This window comes from Vibrio sp. SCSIO 43133 (genome assembly GCF_023716845.1).
Taxonomy (GTDB): Bacteria; Pseudomonadota; Gammaproteobacteria; order Enterobacterales; family Vibrionaceae; genus Vibrio; species Vibrio mediterranei.
On the sequence record NZ_CP068024.1, the window covers coordinates 456727 to 477817 of the forward strand.

Consider the following 21091-nt stretch of genomic DNA (forward strand, 5'->3'; position numbering starts at 1 on the left):
GAAAGGGGGTATAATACCCCCTTTGTTATTCTGGTTAAGAACTTCCGACTTCGTGTCGCCTGCTGTATGTTTAGGCAATGAAAGAAAAAAATGATGTTTGGAAAACCAGTAGTGGAGTGATAACTCTGCTACTGGTTTTGCCTATTTTAGCGATCTTCTACACGGCACTTGGTGAATCAAGTGATCTCTTCTCACACCTCCTTGCGACGGTGATGCCCACCTACATCTCAAATACGGTCAAATTGGTTGCTGGTGTCTTGGTACTCTCTTTGTTTCTGGGGGTCCCTAGTGCATGGCTGATGGCTATGTGCAAACTGCCAAGTGAAAAAGTGTTGCAGTGGGCTTTAGTGCTACCACTTGCCATGCCAGGGTATATCATTGGCTATATTTTTACCGATTGGTTTGACTTTGCTGGTCCCATCCAAATATGGCTACGAGATGTCTTTAGCTGGCAAGCAGGGGATTACTGGTTTCCTGATATTCGCACCGTTGGAGGTGCTACAGTTGTCTTGTCGCTAGTACTGTATCCTTATGTCTATCTGCTGTGCCGCGCGGCATTTATGGAGCAGAACGTCTCACTGTTGCAATCGGCACGTCTGTTAAAGTGTTCTCCGTTGGCAAGCTTTTGGCGCATTTCATTACCACTTGCTAGACCATCGATCGCCGTTGGTTTGTCATTAGTGGCGATGGAGACCATAGGCGATTTTGGTACCGTGAGCTATTTTGCCGTGAGTACTTTAACCACGGCGGTTTACGATACTTGGTTGGGGTATTCTAATTTAAGTGCTGCTGCGAAGATCTCGGCCATGATGATGGTGGTGATCGTGTTGTTACTCGGCGCTGAACGCTATAGTCGACGTAAGCAAAAGCTATTTCAAAGCCAATACAACAGTCACGAAGATTTTCGCTATGAACTATCGGGCTGGAAAAAATGGTTAGCGCTGTTCTGGTGTTGGGGCTTAGTGTCGATTGCATTTATCTTGCCGCTTGGTCAGTTGATGATTTACGCCTACAAGTATTTTGCGCAAAGCTGGACCGAAGAATTTCAGACCTATGCCATGAATAGCCTTAAAGTGTCATTGATGGCAGCGATTATTGGTGTCTTTGTTGCTATCGTCGTGAACTTCTATCGTAGGCTTGCACCAAATAGAAAAAGTGTGGTCTTTATGCGCGCTTCTTCGCTTGGCTATGCCGTACCGGGAACCGTCTTGGCGATTGGGGTTATGGTCACCGTGTTATTTATGGACCACAGCGTCAACGATTTTGCTAAATGGATGGATTGGCAACGCCCTGGATTGATTTTCTCTGGTTCCATGTTTGCACTTGTTTTTGCAATGGTGGTGCGCTTTTCTGCCGTTGCTATCGGTAGTATTGAAACCAGTTTAAGTAAGGTATCGCCGTCTCTTGATATGGCTTCACGCACTATGGGATGTAAGAAGAACCAAATGTTGCTTCGAGTGCATTTGCCGCTTATCAAACGGGGCGTGTTGATCGCTGGTTTACTGGTGTTTATTGAATCCATGAAAGAACTTAATGCAGCCCTGTTATTGCGTCCTTTCAATTTCGAGACTCTGGCTACTTACGTGTACAACTTTGCTTCTGACGAGCACTTAGAACTTGCCGCGATGCCAGCGGTATTGTTAGTGTTGGTCGGCCTACTACCTCTTATTATTGTTAACCGTTCACTGGAGCAAAATCACTAATGACTACGGCTTTGTCTATCAAAAACCTATCTTGCCAATATGATGGTCAGACGATTTTAGAGTCCTTATCGCTTCAGGTTGAACAAGGTGAAATTGTTTGCTTGTTGGGCGCGAGTGGTTGCGGAAAGACCACGCTACTTAAAGCGGTGGCAGGTTTATTGCCTCTTTCTCAAGGTGTGATGACGCTTGGTGAGCGCGTGATCGACAATGGTGAGACATGGCTAGCGCCAGAGCAGCGTAATATCGGTATGATCTTTCAAGATTATGCGCTATTTCCTCACTTAACCGTAGCTCAAAATGTAGCCTTTGGTCTAAAGGGCATGGCTAAGCAAGAACAAGATGCGATTGTCGAGGAGATGCTGACGTTGGTTCATTTGGATCAGTTTAGTGATCGTTATCCTCATCAACTATCGGGTGGACAACAGCAGCGTGTCGCCATTGCTCGTAGTTTAGCTTATAAACCCGATCTACTTCTGCTCGATGAACCATTTTCTAATATCGATACACAAGTACGACATGAGCTGATTCGAGAGATCCGCAAGATTTTCAAAAAGCAGGGTGTAACAGCCATCTTTGTGACTCACAGTCGAGAAGAAGCGTTTGCGTTTGCCGATAAAATGGCGGTGATGAACCAAGGTGTGATTGAGCAGTACGGTACAGCATCAGAGCTGTATTTCTGTCCATCGAGCAAGTTCGTTGCTGACTTTTTAGGTGGCGGAAGCTATCTAGCCGCAACGTACTTGTCAGGCTCTACATTTAATACGGCCATTGGTCAGATAGAAGCATCGTCATGCACCTTGATTGATCAGGGAGCAAAATGCCAGTTGCTTGTTCGACCGCAGCACGTTCAGTTAAGGGCCTCAGATAGCAGCTCGATCGCTATTCTTGAGCAGCACTTCATGGGTGATCATTGTCGCTATGTGGTAGAAATTGAGGGTACTAAGGTATTGGGTACTTCGATGGAAGCCTTGGATGTCGGCCAGAACGTGGCTGTGAGCGTAGAGTCACAAGGTATTGTGGCTTTTGCCTAATTACTCAAGTGTAGTTCATTTGCTCTGCTCAAATACGCACGAAAGGTCACTCTCTTGCAATAAAGTGGCATCCCCAATGACTAGGTACAAAAAAGCCCGGCGACAGTCACCGGGCAAAATGTTCTTCACCTATAGGGAGCTTCTCACTATTTACTTGGATTGAAAGGTGACTCAACCCAATATACGGTAAGAAGACGCGGACGCAGAGACTATAAAGACAAGAAGTCTTTCATCTGCTGAAGAACATATTCTGCTTGCGCTTTATCTTCCATCTCACAAAAAATACGCAATAGTGGCTCGGTACCAGAAAAGCGAGCAATGACCCAACCACCGTTTTTGAAGTAAACTTTTGCTCCATCGGAGTAGCTGACTTTCTCTACCTCATAATCGAACTCAGGCAGAGACTTTTCGACATAAATCTTATGGTAAAGGCTGTCCTTTTGAGCCGGCTTGAAGGTGCAATCACCTTCTGCCGTGTAGGCATAACCGTATTTGCTATAGATCTCATCAAGTAGTTCAGAGAGCTTTTTGTTGGTGACACTAAGCATCTCCACCAATAAGCTAGAAGCAAACACGCCATCCTTACCTTTGATATGGCCACGAATGGTTAAACCGCCGGAGCTTTCACCGCCGATTAATGAGTCGTCTGCCTCCATTTGGGCACTGATGTGCTTAAAGCCTACGGGAACCTCAAAGCTCTTTTCACCATAACTCTGTGCGATTTTATCGAGTAAGTGGGTTGTGGCGATGTTACGCACTACTGAGCCTTTCCAACCTTTGTATTCAAGAAGGTAGTAATAAAGCAGCATTAAGACTTCATTAGGGTGAATAAAATTACCTTTTTCATCAATAATCCCTAAGCGATCAGCGTCGCCATCAGTACCAATACCAATATCGTACCCTTCTGCTGCCACCAAGTGTTTCAGGCGATATAGGGTTGCAGCACTAGGGGATGGCATAAGCCCACCGAAATCAGGGTTCTTCCCATCGTTAATCACATCGACATCACAGCGACCATTAATCAGTACAGTTTGTAGTGCATTTTTGGCTACGCCAAACATAGGGTCGATCAACACGCGTAGATTAGCTTTTTTAATGGATTCAATATCAATAAGCTCAATGATTGAATCGACAAACTCGTTCATTGGGTTTATTTCGATGATCTGTTGTTTGTCCACGGCGTGCTCGAAGTCGATAGATTTGACCTCCGTAGTAGTTAAGGTCGCGATTTGAGACTCTATCTTTTCAGTAATCACTTCATCGGCATCGCGACCACCTTCAATAAATACTTTAATGCCGTTGTAATCAGCAGGGTTGTGAGATGCGGTGATGCAAGCCGAGTAAGCGCAGTTCATGCTCTTGGCTTTAAACATAACGATAGGCGTTGGCACAAACTTATTGATAAAGTGCACTGGGATTTGGTTCGCGGCTAGCACTTCGGCAAACCAGCGGCCCGCTTTGTCCGATAAAAAACGTCGGTCATAGCCGATGATAAATCCTCGTTCTGCGACGTTTTCATCATTGATGATGTTAGCCAGCGCTTGCGCTACCAGTTTGACGTTATCACGAGTGAACTCTTCACCAATAAAAGCGCGCCACCCGCCTGTTCCAAATTTGATCATACATTGCTCCTTGAGAAGAGCCCCGCAGGGCTCATTATTATGGTCAACTCAGGGTTTTGATTAGCCGAGAACAACGTTGACTTGGTTAACGCTACCCGCAGGTTGTGCAGGAATAGCACCTTCAATATCGTCACCGTTTAAGGTGATACTTGTGACGCCTTTGCTGACATGGTTGGGGTTGGTAACTTTGATATGGTAAGTTGCGCCTTGCCATTCTCGAGTGACGTCAAACTCAGGCCAGCTTGTTGGAATGCATGGGTCAACGATAAGACCGTCAAAGCTTAAGCGAACCCCAAGGATGTAATTAGTCGCGGCAAAGTAAGCCCATCCTGAGGTACCGGTTAACCATGGATGATTGGCGCGGCCATGATCCTGATGGTCACGTCCCATAATAAACTGCACATAGGAGTACGGTTCGGTAACTCGAGTTTCAATCATGTCATTCTGGTTATACGGATTTAGAGCGTCATAGAACTTCATCGCTTGATCACCGCGTCCTAACTTAGCTTCGGCGACCCAAGCCCATGGATTAGGGTGAGAGAATATTGCCCCGTTCTCTTTTACTCCTTGGTAAACCCGAGTAACGAAGCCAATATCGTCGTTCGGAGTGGCGAAAGATGGTGCGTTGAGATGTAAGCCATAATCGGAGTAGAGATATTCATCGACCGCGTCCATGGCTTTCTTACCACGTTCTTCGGAGACAGCACCCGATACTACCGCCCAAGTGTTTGATTCTAAATGAACCTTGCCTTCGGTCTGTTCGTTGGTTCCGACTTTATCGCCATTTTTGGTAATACCACGGATGTACCAACCACCATCCTCATCCCAAAGGTGAGTCTCGCAGGCATCTTGAACTTTTTTCGCCATCTGCCCATAGTGCGCCACATCGTCAAGTTGCCCCAATTTACGAGCTAAGTCGACAAACTCTTGCAGCGCCCAGTAGTGAAGGAATGCCACCATGGAGGATTCTCCTCCGCCTAAGTTGAGGCAGTCGTTCCAATCGGCACGCAGACCTTTTGCAATACCAGTAGCACCAACATGTTTGTCTGTGAAATCAAGCGCTGCCTTCATATGCTCATACACAGTGGCATCACCACCATCTGCGTAAGGTATGACGTCATTGAAGAAGTCCATTTCACCAGTTTCCATCACATAGCGGCAGATAGTTGGCACTAACCATAGGTGGTCATCAGAACAGGTATCTGCGATACCGTGGATCTTATCTTCATCACTAGGTGTTGGTACTACCGTCGGTGATTTAGAAGGTTTAACGTCCGCTTTTTCTGGATCGAACCAATCAGGATCGAACAGGTGCAAGCCATAGCCAGCCTTAACTTGGCCACGAAGCAGATCGACAATGCGTTTTTTAGTCATTTCAGGAGCAGAGTGAGGGACGGCCATAGCGTCTTGAGCCGTATCTCGGTACCCCAAGCCAGTGCGACCTCCCACCTCGATAAATGAAGCAAAGCGAGACCAAACCACACAGGTTTCAGCTTGGTACAGAGTCCAAGTATTCAACATGGTATCTAAGCCTTCATTCGGAGAGCTGACTTGGAATTTCGCGCAGCGTGTCTCCCAGTGAGCCTTGATGGCCTCAAAGGCACTATCCACTTCAGATAGGTTTTGATATTTAGCGCGAAGTCTGGCCCCGTTGCCCTTGCCAATACCTAGAATGTAAGCGAAACGAACCTCTTCTCCTGGCTGAATAGTGAATTGTTTATGCAGGGAACCGCAATGGTTATAACAGGTTTGCGTATGATTCGAACAACGTCCTTGTTCAACGGCAATAGGGTTCGATTCATCTCGGTAAGCACCAAGGAAATTATCTCTTTGACCATCGTAGCTATCGGGTTCAAAGGTTGATGCTAGATAGTAGAAGCCTTCAAAATCGTTGGTGTTGTAGAACAAGTCATACTCAATCACACCATCGTTATAATCGGTGCCTGCTGAGTAAAGTGACATCTGGTGGTTTTGGTTATCAGAGGCGATATGACTGAATGAGAACTCAACAAAAGAAAAGGCACTGATAGTGCGAGGCTTATTACTGGTATTACGAATGACAACATCCCAAATCTCAGCATCTTCACCCTTAGGAACAAACAAGGTTTTGGTTGCCTCTATTCCCGCATAGTCACATTTAAATTTCGAGTAAGAAAGACCGTGACGAACCTCATATTGAGCCTCGTCGAGACTCTTTGCTACAGGCTGCCAAGAGATGGACCAGTAGTCTCCGGTTTCATCATCGCGTAGGTACACATAGTGCCCTGGGCGGTCAAAGCTTGCATTTGGTCTGAATTTGGTGACTCGATTGTATTCTGGTGAGTTGTAGAACGAGTAGCCACCGGCATTATGAGAAATCACAGTACAGAATTTTTCAGTACCAAGGTAATTGGTCCATGGCGCAGGAGCATCGGGACGAGTGATGACGTATTCACGATTCTCGTTGTCAAAGTAGCCGTATTGCATGTCTATATCCTTATGGGGAAATTAAATTCTATCGTTGTTATTGTTGTTCGTCTGGAGATGCGCGTTTTCAGTTTCCTCGATCTGAGTCCAAGGATCGCGATATTGAACACCTTGGCGTTGCAACAAGCTAAGGTGAGCTTTCAGTCTTGCTAAAAATGCGCTGTAGTTTTTTCGATTCTCTGGACACCAAGCAGTCTCTGCTAGAGCGAGTAGTCGGGGGAATATCATGTAATCTAGGCGTTGCTGGTGGCTGACTATTTCAGTCCACAGCGCAGCTTGCATGCCTAGTATCCGTTTTTTGATTGGGTCATCAGAGCTCAGCTCAGAGAGAGGTTCATATAGGTAAGCTTGCTCCAGTGTGATGACGTTTGCCCAATCAACACCAGGCTCTGTTGGGCAGTGATCTTGTGCCATATCCAGATAGGTGGTTTGACCCGGCTGCAGTACGACGTCATAGCCGAGTTTGGCGCAGTTAATAGCTGCTTCTTCGCTTAGCCACGAGTATATGACCGTGTCTTTGCTAACTTTGTGTCCAAAGTGTGCTTCTTCCCAGCCCAGCATGCGTTTACCCAGAGACTTCAGTTTGTCTTCAGCGTAACGGAGTAAATGACCTTGCAGCTCTTTAGAGCTGCTGTAGCCGTGAGTCTCCATTAAAGCTTGGCAACTTGGGCTTTTCTCCCAAACACCCACAGGCACTTCATCTGCACCAATATGAACGTAAGGAGCAGGGAATAGCTCGCTAATCTCTTCTAAGACGATATCAAGAAAGTGATAGGTGCCATCGATACCTGGCGACAGCGTATTGTCGTTGTAATGTTGGACACTGCGGTAGATAGAGCGGTCATCAGGATCAACCAGCATATGTGGCAATGACTTGATGGCGGCACGGCAGTGGCCTGGAATATCGATTTCTGGAATCACTTGGATGCCGCGTTGTGCGGCAAATGCGACGACGTCCCTAATCTCTTCTTGGCTATAAAATCCGCCATAACACTGATTGATATGATGAAACTGAGCCTCAAGGGTTTCACTTGGGCCTCGCCAAGCGCCAATCTCAGTGAGCTCAGGTAGCGCTTTTATTTCAACACGCCACCCTTCATCATCCGTTAAATGCCAATGGAAGGTATTCAATTTATAATGAGCAAACAGATTGATAAGGCGTTTGATGTCTTCAACTGATTGGAAGCTACGCGCACTGTCTATCATCATTCCACGATAAGCAAAACGAGGTTTATCATGAATTTGGCAGAAAGGAATGTAGAGAGTATGGCGCGCCGCATCAAAATCCATCAATTGAATTAAGGTCGCTGCACCATAGATAAAGCCAGACTGACCGGTTGACTCAATGACCACACCGTTATCATTGACGATCAGCTTATATTCTTCAGAATCCAGTACTGGTGAGTGTCTAAAATGAATATCTTGCTGACCAATAGACTTGGATTCGATACTGAACAAGCGAGTTACTTCTTCGGCTAACCAATTGGCAGCAGATTGAAACTCACCATTGTCGACGGTTATCTGACTATAACGAGTTAGCTCATAGACACCATTATTAAAGTTAGCTGACATCGGCTCTGGAATAAGCTTATGTCTTGCTGCTTTGACGCTAGGTACTTCAGTTGGTTGGTCGATCGCTTCTTTCAACACAATAGGTGACACAGATACGGTGCATTGCGTACCGGAATCTGTGGTTAGGTACGCTTCTTTTATGCCATCAGAGAGCAGTTTGAATGGTGATGTAGAAATAGCAAACTCTACGTAGCAGTGGTTGTTGGCATAAAGTGGTGTGTTGTTTATCGATAAAGAGCATAGGCTGCCTACTTGCTTCAGCGTTCCATGAGATAAACTGGTTTTCTCAATATGCCTGTCGAAAGCAAAATTGAGTTGCCAATTAGCCACGCTTTTTTCAGAGAGATTGTGCAGTGTAAGCCCAAAACGGCTGCCTTTGGGTAAGATTTCAATCACTGCTAAGTCGATACGAAAGTCCATAGATATACCTCAATCGTAAAGATTGTGACTTGGCTGTCCTGCCATCATCAACGCACCGTCCATTGCATCTCCTTTTGGAGACACTATCCAACGTTGCGCTGCTGGCGATAACCAATCAAAAATACGTTCGGCAATACTGCCCATTAAACAGATGTTTTCTGCCCCACGTTGATGCAAGGCGGTAAGAAACATCTCAATATCACTGGCGGTTTGCATCAGTAATTTTTTTGCAAGAGGATCATTGAGATAGGCATACTCAAAAATCTGTGGTGAAAACTGACCGTAATCTCTAGGCAAGGCGGTCTTTGACCATTCAACAATATTGTCAATGTCATTGTTAAAATGCGTCATTACGATGTCGGCCAAAGGAGAGGAATCCAAAATACCGTCTTGAATAAGCAACACATCTTGAATCAACCTTAGCCCCATGATAGCGCCGCCTCCTTGGTCAGAAATCGGAAACTCGCGCCCACCAACGACGTGCTGCGTTGTACCTGAAATAAACAGACCAACAGAGCCTGTGCCCGCTATCATGATGGCGCCATCTTTGCCTTCATGAGCGCCCAAACATGCACCGTAGCCGTCGGTATTTAGAGTGATACTGGCAAATGGATGCGGGGCTGATAGTAAAGCGAGGTAACTGGCTTTATGCTCTGCGCCTGCTAGTGCTAGACCCACGTCGACTTGGTTAAAGTAGGAGTTATCCAAACCACCTTGTGTCAGCGCAATGGAGATCGCTTCGATGATTGAGGTTAAAGCAACCTCAGCCCCCAACATGATATTGGCGCTACCACTTTTGCCTTCACCGATAATCGTGCCATCTTTATCTAGAACTCTGGCGCGACACGAGGTGCCGCCCCCGTCGATCCCCGCGATGAATCTAGCCATGATGCTCACCTTTGCTATCGCTATGCTTTAGTGCCACGGCCAACAGATACCATGCAGCATGAGGAATCCACTGCTCACCCCAACGCCAGTTTTGCAGCATGTCGTCTTTTTGATTTCTGGGGTTAAATGCAATATCTCGTTCATCGTCAAAGCCGCCAGTAATGCCGTTACAGATACCGCCATGGGCATTGAAAAATCCTAGCTGCGGTAGATAATCGGGGTTATTAAAACCGTAACCGTCTAACATACACATGTCATAGGGGTTCAACCCTAATATCCAGTCGAGGCAGTGAGTAGCATAGCTCTCTAGCTGTTGCTTTAATGAACTGTCCGAGGCTACGTCCTTGGCAATCAAAGCCATGGATGCGAGAGAAGCAATACGGGCATTTTCACCTTGCCACCAATATCCAGATTCGTTGTTATGTGGAATGAAAAAGGCAGAGCGTTTCGGCTCATCAACACCTTTTACATACTGTCTTGGGTAGCTAAAGGGGTTAAATAGTTCAGCGGTTACTGTTAGTTCAAATTGACAGGCTTGTGTGACTAATTGCGCGAAACGTTGTTGACGTTCAAGGTTAGTTTCAATAGCCAGATATTCTGCTAATGCAATGACAGGTAATCCAGCTTCAGCAGCGTGGTAAAACGGTCGAGAACCATCGCTGTCAATAGACCAGAAAAAGTCGTAGTTGTCGTCGGCTTTGGCTCGCAATGCTAATGAGTCCGCCCAGATTCTCGCTTGATCTAAATAAAGGTCTTCACTACTCGCTTTATAAAGCTCGACCGTTGCCAGCAGTGCACAGTACTCATCAATGATATTAGTAATGCCGTCGTTGAGGTATTGCGTATTATGTTGTTGTAAGTGCCAATAGCCTTTTCGGGCTATCTCAATAAAATGCGTTGCTTGAGAAGAGGTGGCCGACTCAGATTGGCTTGCTTTGGCAAGAGCGGCAATAGCGATGCCAGCACCTTGTCTAAAACCCGCTTGATAGTCTTGTTTCTTGTGACCTAATTGAGTCTCGTAGGCACAGATATCGCGCTGTTCGACATCTTTGCTCCACTTATCAAATACGGTCATGTAAAAGTAACCGTCGCTATGTTGCATGCGAGCAAGAAACTCGGCGCCATAAAGCGCTTCCTCTTGTAAACGTGCACGCACAAAGTGTGGGGCGTCTTGTTGTGCAAGCAGGAGATCGTCCGCTTTCAGCATATTCCAAACCACCATTGGAGTTTGCTGTGGATTGAGGTAATTCGCGTAGGAAAGGTGGCTTAGATATTTACTGACATCTCCAGAAGCATCATACCAACCACCGTGCACATCGGCGGTTTCATCGCTGCCGATAATACGCGCCTGCTTATCGTGTTCATCGAATTGTCCACCGCAGCGTTGAGATTTGAAATAATGAATGACATCTGAAAAACTGCGCGTTAATAGGTTATGTTCTTCAATAACAAAATCATGAGAGCGAACGGACTGGTAGCGAAGGTAGTAACGTCCCGCCTGCTGATACTGACTGAAGTCGATAGTAAAAAACACTCCACAATGCCAGTTGTCGACAGATTGTCCGCCTTCGAGTGTGAGCTCTAGAACGGTGTTTTCAGAATACGCATCAACTAAATATGCAGTCGTCACTGGATGATGTGGATCAGTACACATCAACACTGCGCGTTTCGCATTGTTTACCTGATAGCCAATATGATTAGTGAGCAATTGCATCGTTTTTTCATTCACCTGTCGAGAAGAAGCGCTCCCATTACAGGAGCATTTAATTAGTTTTCGTAGAGATAACAACGTACAAAATGGTTGTCGGCGAGTTTGGTCACCGGCGGCAAGGCTTCCGTACATTTACTGGTTGCGTGTTTGCATCGACCCGCAAATGGGCAACCAACGGAGGCTGGTGTCCAGAGTGGAATCTCGCCTTTATTACCTTCCAACTTCTCATGAATAGATTTCTTCGGATCCGGTACCGCAGAAACAAGAAGTTGGGTGTAGGGATGTTGAGGGTTGGCTATGACCTCATCGGTATCGCCCCATTCCACCATATGGCCGACGTACATCACCGAGATATCTTCTGCGATATAGCGAGCGGTTGCGATATCGTGAGTGATGTAAAGCAATGACATTTGTTTCTCAAACTTCATCTCTTCCATCAGGTTGAGAACGCCAGCGCGAATCGAGACATCGAGCATAGAAGTTGGCTCATCAGCCAGGACAACTTCTGCTCCAACCGCAATATTCCTCGCTAAGTTAACACGCTGCCTTTGACCACCTGAAAGCTGGTGAGGGTATTTGGCTGCGGTTTCTTTAGGTGGAATTAAACCCACTTGATCGAGCAGATCGTATACTCGCTCTTCTAGCTCTTTTTTGTTGCTTTTCGACACCTTGTTATGGATCAGCAATGGACGTGCAATATGATGAAAGATCGTGTGTGTTGGGTTTAATGAACCAAACGGATCTTGCCATACCATCTGCACGCCTTCGCGGTATTTCATCAACTCACTGCGCGCTTTGATCTCTTGAATATCACGGCCGCGATATTTAATTTCACCACCACTTGGGGCATACATTTTGGCGATCATTTTTGCCGTTGTTGATTTGCCAGAGCCTGACTCACCAACCACCGCAAGGCCGCGACTTTTGTACATTTTGAATGAGACGTCATTGATAGCACGCATCATTGGTTGTTTTAGCGTATTACTGTTTATTGCGAAATCTTTGACAACATTTTTGCCTTCAATCAGCAGTTCACCATAGTTGCTCATAATGTTTCTCCAGAAATTCCTTGTATAACTTGCTCAGTTCGTTGCTGGTTGCTTATGACAACTCTTGCGATACAGCGATGGTGTCGCCATATAAGTGGCAGTTAGAAAAACGGTTCGGTTCAATTTGGCGTAACTTCGTTGGCACGCGGGTACATGTTTCATGGACACGATCGCACCGTGCTTGGAAGCGACAACCTTGTGGAATCTCCAACAGGTTTAGTGGATTACCTGGAATGCCCGTTAACTTGGTTTTAGGACCTGTTAAAGGAGGGAATGAACTTCCCAGCCCTTTTGTGTACGGATGGTAAGGTGAATCTAAAATCTGTTGTGAAGGGGCGACTTCAATAAGCTCACCGGAATACATGATCCCAATGCGATCTGAGAACTCCACCATGAGTGAAATGTCGTGAGTGATGAACAAGATCGAAAATCCAAACTCCTCTTTGAGGGCATAGATCTTTTGCAGAATCTCACGCTGTACAACCACATCAAGCGCAGTGGTTGGCTCATCCATGATGATCATTTTCGGGTTGAGGGCGAGAGCAATCGCAATCACTAAGCGCTGACGCATACCACCAGAAAACTGGTGCGGGTAGTCGTTTAGACGGCTTGGATGAATATCAACAATCTCCAATAAGCCTTGAGCACGTCTTACGGCCTGTTCACGAGTCATATTGGTATGGCGCATAATAACGTCACAGAACTGCTCTTCCATGGTCAGTACAGGGTTCAAAGCATTCATGGCGCTTTGGAACACCATAGACATTTGGCTCCAGCGGAAAGTTTGCATACGATCATCACTGTATTGAAGGATATCTTCGCCATTGAAGATCACTTCTCCACCTGAAATAAACGCGGGCGGCTTGTGCAAGCGCATTAGTGAGAAGGCAACGGTTGATTTGCCACAACCAGATTCCCCAGCAAGACCAAACACTTCGCCTTTAGCGATATCGAAACTAACATTGTTGCACGCTCGAACATCGCCTGCCTCAGTGATGTAATCTACGCACAAATTGCGGACTGAAATTAGTGGTTCTGACATGATTAACGATCTCCGCTCCAAAGTGCATTTTGTGGCGCGACTTGTACTTCGCGTTCCTGTTTGTCTTGTTCTGCGATTTTCTTCCAGCGTTTAAGGCCTTTGTGAGAACGAAGTTGCGGGTTGGCAATTTCATCAACGGCAAAGTTAAGCAGTGCTAAGCCGGTAACAAGAAGAGTCAACGCGATACATGGAGCTAGAATTTCCCACCATGCGCCAATCAGCATGGCTGAGGAAGTTTGAACGTTATAAAGCATGATGCCCCAGCTGATGGTGTTTGGATCGCCCATTCCCAAGAAAGAGATAATGGCTTCCATCAAGATGGCGTAAGACACTGAGCCGATGAAACTTGCACCAACAATTGAGATTAGGTTTGGTAGCAGCTCAACAAAAATGATGCGTAGTCGTGATTCACCAAGTACTTCAGCCGCTTTTACAAACTCTTTCTCTCGCAGCGATAAGGTTTGTGCACGAATAACCCTTGCTCCCCATGCCCAAGAGATGGAGGCAATAACGACCGCGATGGTCATTGGCCCCGCCTCACCAACGAAAGCGGCAACAACAAAGAGAAGAGGCCAGGGCGGAATCACCAGCATGATGTTCATTGCCGAGGTCAGTACACTATCAACACGGCCGCCAAAGTAACCCGCGGAAATTCCGATTACCGTGGCTAACACGCATACGATTAGGCCAGCACTAAAACCCACCATCAGTGATACGCGAGCGCCGTAAGCTACTTGAGACCATACATCACGCCCCATACGTGTGGTTCCCAATACATGATCTGCCTTTTTCGACATGAGTAACGTTCTACGATCATCCGCTAGATTTTGCGCTACCCAGCCGTCTGGGTTAGCTTGTGCTAACTTAACCACCGCTGATGGGTATTCGTGAGGGTTACCCGTACGCTTGTCTGGTGCATGTTTGGTGACTAGAGGTGCGGCAATGGCCACAAACATAAATAAGCCGATGATGATAAGTCCGATACGCGCAGTGGTGTTACGCCAAACTAAAGAGAGAAAACCTTTCATGACTATTTGCCTCCTTTGCGTAGACGTGGGTCTAGCACGACATACAACATGTCTGCAGCTAAGTTAAAGAACAGCATAAAGAGCGTCATAATAAGAAGTTGTCCTTGCAGTACTTGGTAGTCACGAGCATGAATCGCATTTAGCATGACACTGCCAAGCCCTGGATAGTTGAAGATTATTTCGACAATTAACTGACCACCAATCGCCATACCTAACGCCATGGAAAGCGCGGTGACACTTGGTAGGAGCGCGTTACGCGCTGCGTAGTTGAATACTACGCGGTTTTCACTTAAGCCCTTACCGCGAGCCATGGTGATGTAGTCTTCTCCCAACAAGTTGATCATGTTGTTACGCATGTTCACTAGAAAGCCGCCGATTTGAATGATTGTGGCGCAGAATAGGGGAAGCGCTGCGTGATAAAGCATATCTTTGATAAATGCCCAGCTTGTCCACTCAGGAATGGTGCCTGGGGTATACGCATAGCCCGTAGGAAACCATTTCAGGCCTATCGCAAAGATGAACATAGCTAACATGGCAATAACCACAGGTGGAATCGCCTGAATAATGAGCATTCCAGGGGTAACGAATGTGTCGAAACGAGAACCGCGCTTCCAAGCTGCGAAAATGCCAAGAACCGAGCCGATAGAGAAAGACATCACGACAGCGGTGCCCGCCAGAAACAGTGACCAACCGAATGCGCCGCCTAACAGCTCACTAACTGTTAATGGGAAGAACTGAACCGAAACACCAAGCTCCCAACTTAAAATGTTCTTCATGTACGTTAGATATTGAACGAATAAATTACCGTCAACAAAGCCCAGCAGCTCTCTCATTGCTGCAATACGCTCCGGTGTAATTTGCACCGTTGTATGGGCGAACATCATAGTGACCGGATCGCCCGGCATCGCCCTTGGAATAATAAAGTTGATAGTAGCCGCAACTAATAGTGCTACTGCATATAATGACAAACGTCTTAAAAAATAACCCATAACTCACACCTTAATTACCCAGCTTTTCCTTGGCTGGCTACGCCGCCTCCAAATTAGAGACGAGCAATCCCCTAACGACGAGCGCCAAACATCAAATAGACATAGAGAGGGGAAGAAAGCGGTACGGATGTACCGCTTTTAGTTTGTGTTTACTTAACTGGTTTTAGGTCCAGTACGTGTAATAGACGCTCTGGAATACCTGCCCAGATATTTGGACGACCTTTAGGATTTTGCTCGTTCCACCAACCCGCAAAACGAGTGGTGTTGTATTGGTACATGTAAGCACCTGACATCACTGGAATAGTGACTTGGTCTTGAGCAATGATCTTCTGGATGCCATGAGCAATTTCTAGCTGCTCATCTTTATCTGCCGTCTTGTAGAAGCTATTTAGCAAGTTATCTAGCTCAGCATTCTTATAGAAGTGCATTGCAAAGCGAGGCATACCGTCACCAGCTTGAAGCGTTGAGTTATAACCAGAGTTCCAATACGTGTATGGATCTGCACCGTGGAAGTAGTTGGTATAAGCGACGTCGTAGTTACCTTCTAACATTGCTTGATTATAAACAGAGAAATCAGGCGTACGAGCTTTGGCTTTGATGCCCGCTTCAGCTAGTTGCTCTACAGCAAGTTGAACCGTGTTGTTAAAGTCTGTCCAGCCGTTAGGTGATTGGATAAAGAGCTCAAATGATTTACCTGATGGAGTGTCTACAAAGCCATCGCCATTCACATCTTTAAAGCCTGCTTTTTCTAGCAATGCTTTTGCACCCTCAACATCGTAGCTATTGTAGCCTTTGTATTTATTGTGAATCGCTTCGTCAGACCAAGTGGCGAATGCGTAGCCAAGGCCAGAAGCGAAGTCATTCACAGTACCGCCGCCATAGAAGGCGATGTCGATGATAGTTTGACGGTCAAGAGCCATTGAGAATGCACGACGGAAGTCGACGTTAGTAAGGGCTTCTTTTTTCGCAGCATCATGGTTTTTGAAGTTAACAACAAATGCTTGTGTACCCGCTGGTGGATACCAGTATTGATGGTTTGGAGAAGCGGCAGCATAAGTGCGGTCGATGTCAGGAATGAACGATGATGTCCAATCCATTTCTGAGTTAACAACTTTGCCTAGGAACTGGTCATTGTTAGCAATTTGTGGAACACGCAGACAATCAACCTCTAGGTTGTCGTTGTCCCAGTAGTTAGGATTACGACATTGAACGTATAGCTGTGGAGTGAATGTATCGATCTCAGTAAATGGACCAGAACCTACAGGATTTTCGTTAGTGAAGGTCGTTGGATCTTTAACGTCTTTCCACACGTGCTCAGGAACCACTGGCACTTTAACTATCTCGTATGGGACGTTAGAGTTTGCTTCTGTTAGATAGAACTTCACTTGGTAGTCATTCAGCTTTTCAACTTTCTCTACCCAAGAGTTGATGCCGCTTTGGTCTAGTGCTGGATTTTGCTGCACTAGATTGAATGAGAATAGAACATCATCTGCGTCGAATGTTTCGCCGTCAGACCATTTCACACCTTTACGGATATCAAAGGTCACTGTTTTTAGGTCATCAGACATTTTGAAGCCTTCAGCCAAACGGAATACTGGTTTGTTGCCATGCATTTCGTTGAAAACAACTAAAGGTTCGAATAGGAAATCTGTCGTAGTATGCAGGTTGGTCGCACCCAGATAAGGGTTAAAGTTGCGTACAAAAGTGTTGAACTCTTTCGGGTGGATGGTCAGTTCGCTGCGTTCCGCTGCGACGGTAACAGAGCTAAAGCCTGTTACTGAGGTTGCGATAATTGCTGTCGCTAGTGCTGTTTTTTTAATATGCGCAAGCATAGCTATTCCTTACTATTTGCTTTTGTTTCACTGGAAGGTAAGCCTACCTTCCTCACATTGTGCTAAAGCCTACCTCTTAACATGTGTCCTAAAGAGTGGCCTGTAGGCCTTAGGCGTTATTAAGAAAACACCTTAAAAGATAATTTATCAATTACTGTTCCCGTTAAAAACGTCAAAATAGTATTTTGACACGTCAAAAACGTCAAAAATCGATGGCAATGAGTGTTTTTTGAACAAATTTGGTGGTGGGTAAACATCACATTTTTAAGTGGTAAAAACAGAGTTTGTTAGTGATTACAAACCAGGTGTATCTTTATTTATAAAGCCTTGAATTCAGTTTTAGATTTGCTGTGACTATGATCACTAGGTGAATTTAAACGTTAATTTTTAATGGAAAATTGAGTGAGCTATTTGTTGTGATTACTATCGCAAATTGATGAATAATCCGTTCTTTTGGCCTCCATTATCGCGACGAATACACTCAATTAGATTTGATTAATGTGTTTTTTAATACTTAATTTACAGCGAGAAAATTAAGTGTTTTGCGTCAAAAGATGCTTTAGATTGAAGTGAGCACTGAAGACTTAAGTAACACTAACAGAGAGAATTTTCGAACAGCAGAGGACAGCTTCTGTATGTGAGGGAAAGTTTGTGTGGATGTGCCTGAGAGAAAAACTGCTCTCAGGCGTTGGAGAATTATTCGCTATGGAAGATCTGCTCGGTTTCTAATGACGTCATTTGTCTGATTTGGCGCCACAGGTAGTAGAAGATGCCAACCATCATCAACATACTTGGAACTGCGATGATAGGGTAGCTATATAGTGTGAGCTTACCAAGCTCCTCGTTAAACGCTGGTGTTCCTGCTGGGCTGGTAACAATCCATGTTGCTAAGAAATAGTTCATCGCTGAGGAAAAAGCAAAAGTACTCGCAAATAAGTAGTTTGAGGAGACTAAGCAACGTTCGAAGCCTTCGGTATTACCATTCTCATTCAAGCGCTGTTTGATTAATGACAGATTAAACACGCTGTCATTCAAAATCATCTTTTGCATGAATGGGTAACGAGTAAATGTTGAGCCTAGTACCGCTAAACCGATTAGGCCAGGTATCAGGGCTTCTTTAAAGGCCAACCAGCGCGTGTCTAGTTCTAATAGGCCTATACCACCGGTCAATAGGACGCTCACGAAGCCTAGCGCAGCGATAAAGTTAAACTTATTGTTGCGGATTAGGTCCATGCCACCGTACACGACAGGGAAGAGTAAAGCGACAACCAACGCCATGGTCGTCCCTAGGTGTTCATCACCGCTAAATTTCATCAAAATGAAGGACGGGATGAAAACGTTAAATAGGATTTCAAATAGGGGATTCGACTTTTTAGCCGTCGCGTTATTCATAATATCTTTCAGACTCTACTTTATTGACTGCTAACTACACGTTGCAAGGCAGTGTTCAACGCCAAGAAGCAAGTGTAAAGCGTTAACTGGTTAAGTTATGTAACGATATATTAACTAGCAGGGTTTCGATGCTCATTTGATAACGTTACTCGCTTAGCGTATTGAGTGCTAGTAGTAATTGTTTAGTACGACTGAAAAACGAAAAAGGCGCATGGATTTCTCCATGCGCCTTCTCTAAATTTGGTGGCCCCTCGCAGACTTGAACTGCGGACCAATCGATTATGAGTCGACTGCTCTAACCACTGAGCTAAGGGGCCGATAGGTGGATGATTATAGGGGAAGGGACGCTGGGTGTCTAGACACAATAAGGGGTAATTGCGCTTGCTTTTTAATCACTTAAACCGCATAAAACAAAAAAGGTGAGCTAGTGCTCACCTTTTTGCTAAATTGCTTACGAATTACTCGTCAAGGAAGCTGCGCAGGGTCTCTGAGCGGCTTGGGTGACGCAGTTTACGTAGTGCTTTCGCTTCGATCTGACGGATACGCTCACGCGTTACGTCGAACTGTTTACCCACTTCTTCTAGAGTGTGGTCAGTGTTCATATCGATACCGAAACGCATGCGTAATACTTTTGCTTCACGAGGAGTAAGACCTGCTAGCACGTCTTTAGTTGCCACTCGTAGGCTAGTCATTGTTGCAGAATCAACAGGCAGCTCTAGAGTAGTATCCTCAATGAAATCACCTAGATGCGAATCTTCGTCGTCACCAATTGGCGTCTCCATAGAGATAGGCTCTTTAGCGATTTTTAGTACTTTACGAATCTTATCTTCCGGCATTTGCATACGTTCTGCCAATTCTTCTGGAAGAGGCTCACGGCCCATTTCTTGAAGCATTTGGCGAGAAATACGGTTCAGCTTGTTGATCGTTTCGATCATATGCACTGGAATACGGATTGTACGCGCTTGGTCTGCGATAGAGCGAGTGATTGCCTGACGGATCCACCATGTCGCATAAGTTGAGAACTTATAACCACGGCGATATTCAAACTTATCTACTGCTTTCATTAGACCGATGTTACCTTCTTGGATCAGATCCAAGAACTGTAGACCGCGGTTGGTGTACTTTTTAGCAATCGAAATTACGAGACGTAAGTTCGCTTCAACCATCTCTTTCTTCGCACGACGAGCTTTCGCTTCACCGATAGACATACGACGACTGATGTCTTTGATGTTTTGAACAGAAAGCGATGTTTCTTCTTCAATGATGTCTAGTTTTTGAATCGAACGACGAATGTCATCTTCGTAACGTTTGATTTTCTCTGCGTAAGGCTTGTCAGAGGCAAGTACTTCATCTAGCCAAGCTTCACTTGACTCATTACCAGTAAAGACAGCAATGAAAGACTTCTTAGGCATCTTGCCGTATTCAACAGCTTGACGCATGATCAGACGCTCTTGAGTACGTACACGATCCATAGAAGTGCGCAATTCGTTCACTAGGTGATCAAATTGTTTTGGTGTCAGACGGAATTCTTTAAAGACTTCTTGGACCAACTCATGTGACTTAGCCACCTGTGGGCTGTCGTAACCATATTCGTTGATAACCAGTTGAAGGTCTTGATAGCTATTGCGAAGCGCTGTGAACTTCTCTAGAGCAAGTTCAGGGTCGATACCTGTATCTTCTTCCTCTTCCTCACTATCGTCATCTTCATCAACGTCTTCGTCGTCTTCATCTTCCAGATCTGCTTCAGAAAGCTCAGAACCGATGTGAGTCGCCGTTGGCGCTGTCGTTTCTTCTTCGTTTGGATCGACGAAGCCTGTGATTACGTCGGTAAGGCGAAGCTCTTCAGCTTGAACCTTGTCAAACTGTTCAAGAATATAAGGGATAGTGCCTGGGTATTCAGCTACAGAGCTTTGAACTTGGTTGATACCGTCTTCAATACGTTTCGCAATGTCGATCTCGCCTTCGCGAGTCAATAGCTCAACGGTACCCATTTCACGCATGTACATGCGCACTGGGTCAGTTGTACGGCCGATTTCACTTTCTACACTTGAAAGTGCCGCTGCAGCAGCTTCGGCAGCATCTTCATCAGTGATGTTGTTGTCATCATTCAGAGCAAGGTCATCAGCATCAGGAGCAGTTTCTACTACCTTAATACCCATGTCATTAATCATCTGAATAATATCTTCTACCTGTTCAGAATCGACGATTTCTTCAGGTAGGTGGTCATTTACTTCTGCGTAGGTCAGATAGCCTTGTTCCTTGCCCTTAATGACAAGTAATTTTAGCTGTGACTGCGGATTTTGGTCCATAGACGATATCCAACTTAAGATCTGGTGAAGGAATTTT

At 45.6% G+C, this 21091-nt stretch carries 14 protein-coding genes and 1 tRNA gene; 2 read left to right on the forward strand and 13 right to left on the reverse strand.

Annotated elements, in window-relative coordinates:
• Positions 1-77: 77 nt before the first annotated feature.
• Both JKJ11_RS02395 and JKJ11_RS02400 read left to right on the forward strand, forming a co-directional pair.
• Positions 78-1703 carry an ABC transporter permease gene (locus JKJ11_RS02395; RefSeq protein WP_038229083.1) on the forward strand — a complete coding sequence of 542 codons (1626 nt, stop codon included), beginning with the start codon at positions 78-80 and terminating at the stop codon, positions 1701-1703.
• Positions 1703-2734 (forward strand): ABC transporter ATP-binding protein, encoded by a 1032-nt coding sequence (locus JKJ11_RS02400; protein WP_252038694.1) that lies wholly within the window; start codon positions 1703-1705, stop codon positions 2732-2734. The genes JKJ11_RS02395 and JKJ11_RS02400 overlap by 1 nt, the downstream gene beginning before the upstream one ends.
• A gap of 209 nt (positions 2735-2943) precedes the next feature.
• Here JKJ11_RS02400 and JKJ11_RS02405 read toward each other — a convergent pair whose 3' ends face one another.
• The 13 genes from JKJ11_RS02405 to rpoD all read right to left on the reverse strand — a co-directional run bounded on the left by JKJ11_RS02405 (position 2944) and on the right by rpoD (position 21054).
• Positions 2944-4356 carry a phosphoglucomutase/phosphomannomutase family protein gene (locus tag JKJ11_RS02405; RefSeq protein ID WP_239920158.1) on the reverse strand — a complete coding sequence of 471 codons (1413 nt, stop codon included), beginning with the start codon at positions 4354-4356 and terminating at the stop codon, positions 2944-2946.
• Positions 4357-4416: 60 nt separating this feature from the next.
• Positions 4417-6822, reverse strand: a complete 2406-nt coding sequence (locus tag JKJ11_RS02410) for a glycoside hydrolase family 94 protein (protein ID WP_239920159.1) — start codon at positions 6820-6822, stop codon at positions 4417-4419.
• A gap of 21 nt (positions 6823-6843) precedes the next feature.
• Positions 6844-8814: a beta-N-acetylhexosaminidase gene (locus JKJ11_RS02415; RefSeq protein WP_252038695.1), complete on the reverse strand. Its 1971-nt coding sequence runs from the start codon at positions 8812-8814 to the stop codon at positions 6844-6846.
• Between the two features lie 9 nt (positions 8815-8823).
• Positions 8824-9702 carry a glucosamine kinase nucleotide-binding domain-containing protein gene (locus JKJ11_RS02420; protein WP_198557292.1) on the reverse strand — a complete coding sequence of 293 codons (879 nt, stop codon included), beginning with the start codon at positions 9700-9702 and terminating at the stop codon, positions 8824-8826.
• Positions 9695-11416, reverse strand: a complete 1722-nt coding sequence (locus tag JKJ11_RS02425; RefSeq protein WP_252038696.1) for a glycoside hydrolase family 9 protein — start codon at positions 11414-11416, stop codon at positions 9695-9697. The genes JKJ11_RS02420 and JKJ11_RS02425 overlap by 8 nt, the downstream gene beginning before the upstream one ends.
• A gap of 53 nt (positions 11417-11469) precedes the next feature.
• Positions 11470-12462: an ABC transporter ATP-binding protein gene (locus JKJ11_RS02430; RefSeq protein ID WP_031494295.1), complete on the reverse strand. Its 993-nt coding sequence runs from the start codon at positions 12460-12462 to the stop codon at positions 11470-11472.
• Positions 12463-12514: 52 nt separating this feature from the next.
• Positions 12515-13504, reverse strand: a complete 990-nt coding sequence (locus JKJ11_RS02435) for an ABC transporter ATP-binding protein (protein ID WP_252038697.1) — start codon at positions 13502-13504, stop codon at positions 12515-12517.
• Positions 13505-13506: 2 nt separating this feature from the next.
• Positions 13507-14532 carry an ABC transporter permease gene (locus JKJ11_RS02440; RefSeq protein ID WP_006075061.1) on the reverse strand — a complete coding sequence of 342 codons (1026 nt, stop codon included), beginning with the start codon at positions 14530-14532 and terminating at the stop codon, positions 13507-13509.
• Between the two features lie 2 nt (positions 14533-14534).
• Positions 14535-15521 (reverse strand): ABC transporter permease, encoded by a 987-nt coding sequence (locus tag JKJ11_RS02445; RefSeq protein WP_006075062.1) that lies wholly within the window; start codon positions 15519-15521, stop codon positions 14535-14537.
• 149 nt (positions 15522-15670) lie between these two features.
• Complete coding sequence (locus JKJ11_RS02450) at positions 15671-17353, reverse strand: ABC transporter substrate-binding protein (protein ID WP_252038698.1); 1683 nt, start codon at positions 17351-17353, stop codon at positions 15671-15673.
• 696 nt (positions 17354-18049) lie between these two features.
• Positions 18050-18745: a VC0807 family protein gene (locus JKJ11_RS02455; protein ID WP_252038699.1), complete on the reverse strand. Its 696-nt coding sequence runs from the start codon at positions 18743-18745 to the stop codon at positions 18050-18052.
• A 241-nt stretch (positions 18746-18986) separates the two neighbouring features.
• Positions 18987-19062, reverse strand: a tRNA-Ile gene (locus JKJ11_RS02460).
• A 141-nt stretch (positions 19063-19203) separates the two neighbouring features.
• On the reverse strand, positions 19204-21054 hold the full coding sequence (gene rpoD, locus JKJ11_RS02465) for an RNA polymerase sigma factor RpoD (RefSeq protein ID WP_006075065.1): 1851 nt from the start codon (positions 21052-21054) through the stop codon (positions 19204-19206).
• Positions 21055-21091: the final 37 nt, after the last annotated feature.

Excerpts from the sequence above, each read along its gene's own strand:
- JKJ11_RS02410 (WP_239920159.1), bottom strand. The coding sequence starts at position 6,822 with ATGCAATACGGCTACTTTGACAACGAGAATCGTGAATACGTCATCACT.
- JKJ11_RS02400 (WP_252038694.1), top strand. The coding sequence starts at position 1,703 with ATGACTACGGCTTTGTCTATCAAAAACCTATCTTGCCAATATGATGGT.
- JKJ11_RS02455 (WP_252038699.1), bottom strand. The coding sequence starts at position 18,745 with ATGAATAACGCGACGGCTAAAAAGTCGAATCCCCTATTTGAAATCCTA.
- JKJ11_RS02440 (WP_006075061.1), bottom strand. The coding sequence starts at position 14,532 with ATGAAAGGTTTTCTCTCTTTAGTTTGGCGTAACACCACTGCGCGTATC.
- rpoD (WP_006075065.1), bottom strand. The coding sequence starts at position 21,054 with ATGGACCAAAATCCGCAGTCACAGCTAAAATTACTTGTCATTAAGGGC.
- JKJ11_RS02435 (WP_252038697.1), bottom strand. The coding sequence starts at position 13,504 with ATGTCAGAACCACTAATTTCAGTCCGCAATTTGTGCGTAGATTACATC.
- JKJ11_RS02420 (WP_198557292.1), bottom strand. The coding sequence starts at position 9,702 with ATGGCTAGATTCATCGCGGGGATCGACGGGGGCGGCACCTCGTGTCGC.
- JKJ11_RS02430 (WP_031494295.1), bottom strand. The coding sequence starts at position 12,462 with ATGAGCAACTATGGTGAACTGCTGATTGAAGGCAAAAATGTTGTCAAA.
- JKJ11_RS02405 (WP_239920158.1), bottom strand. The coding sequence starts at position 4,356 with ATGATCAAATTTGGAACAGGCGGGTGGCGCGCTTTTATTGGTGAAGAG.
- JKJ11_RS02445 (WP_006075062.1), bottom strand. The coding sequence starts at position 15,521 with ATGGGTTATTTTTTAAGACGTTTGTCATTATATGCAGTAGCACTATTA.
- JKJ11_RS02425 (WP_252038696.1), bottom strand. The coding sequence starts at position 11,416 with ATGCAATTGCTCACTAATCATATTGGCTATCAGGTAAACAATGCGAAA.
- JKJ11_RS02415 (WP_252038695.1), bottom strand. The coding sequence starts at position 8,814 with ATGGACTTTCGTATCGACTTAGCAGTGATTGAAATCTTACCCAAAGGC.
- JKJ11_RS02450 (WP_252038698.1), bottom strand. The coding sequence starts at position 17,353 with ATGCTTGCGCATATTAAAAAAACAGCACTAGCGACAGCAATTATCGCA.
- JKJ11_RS02395 (WP_038229083.1), top strand. The coding sequence starts at position 78 with ATGAAAGAAAAAAATGATGTTTGGAAAACCAGTAGTGGAGTGATAACT.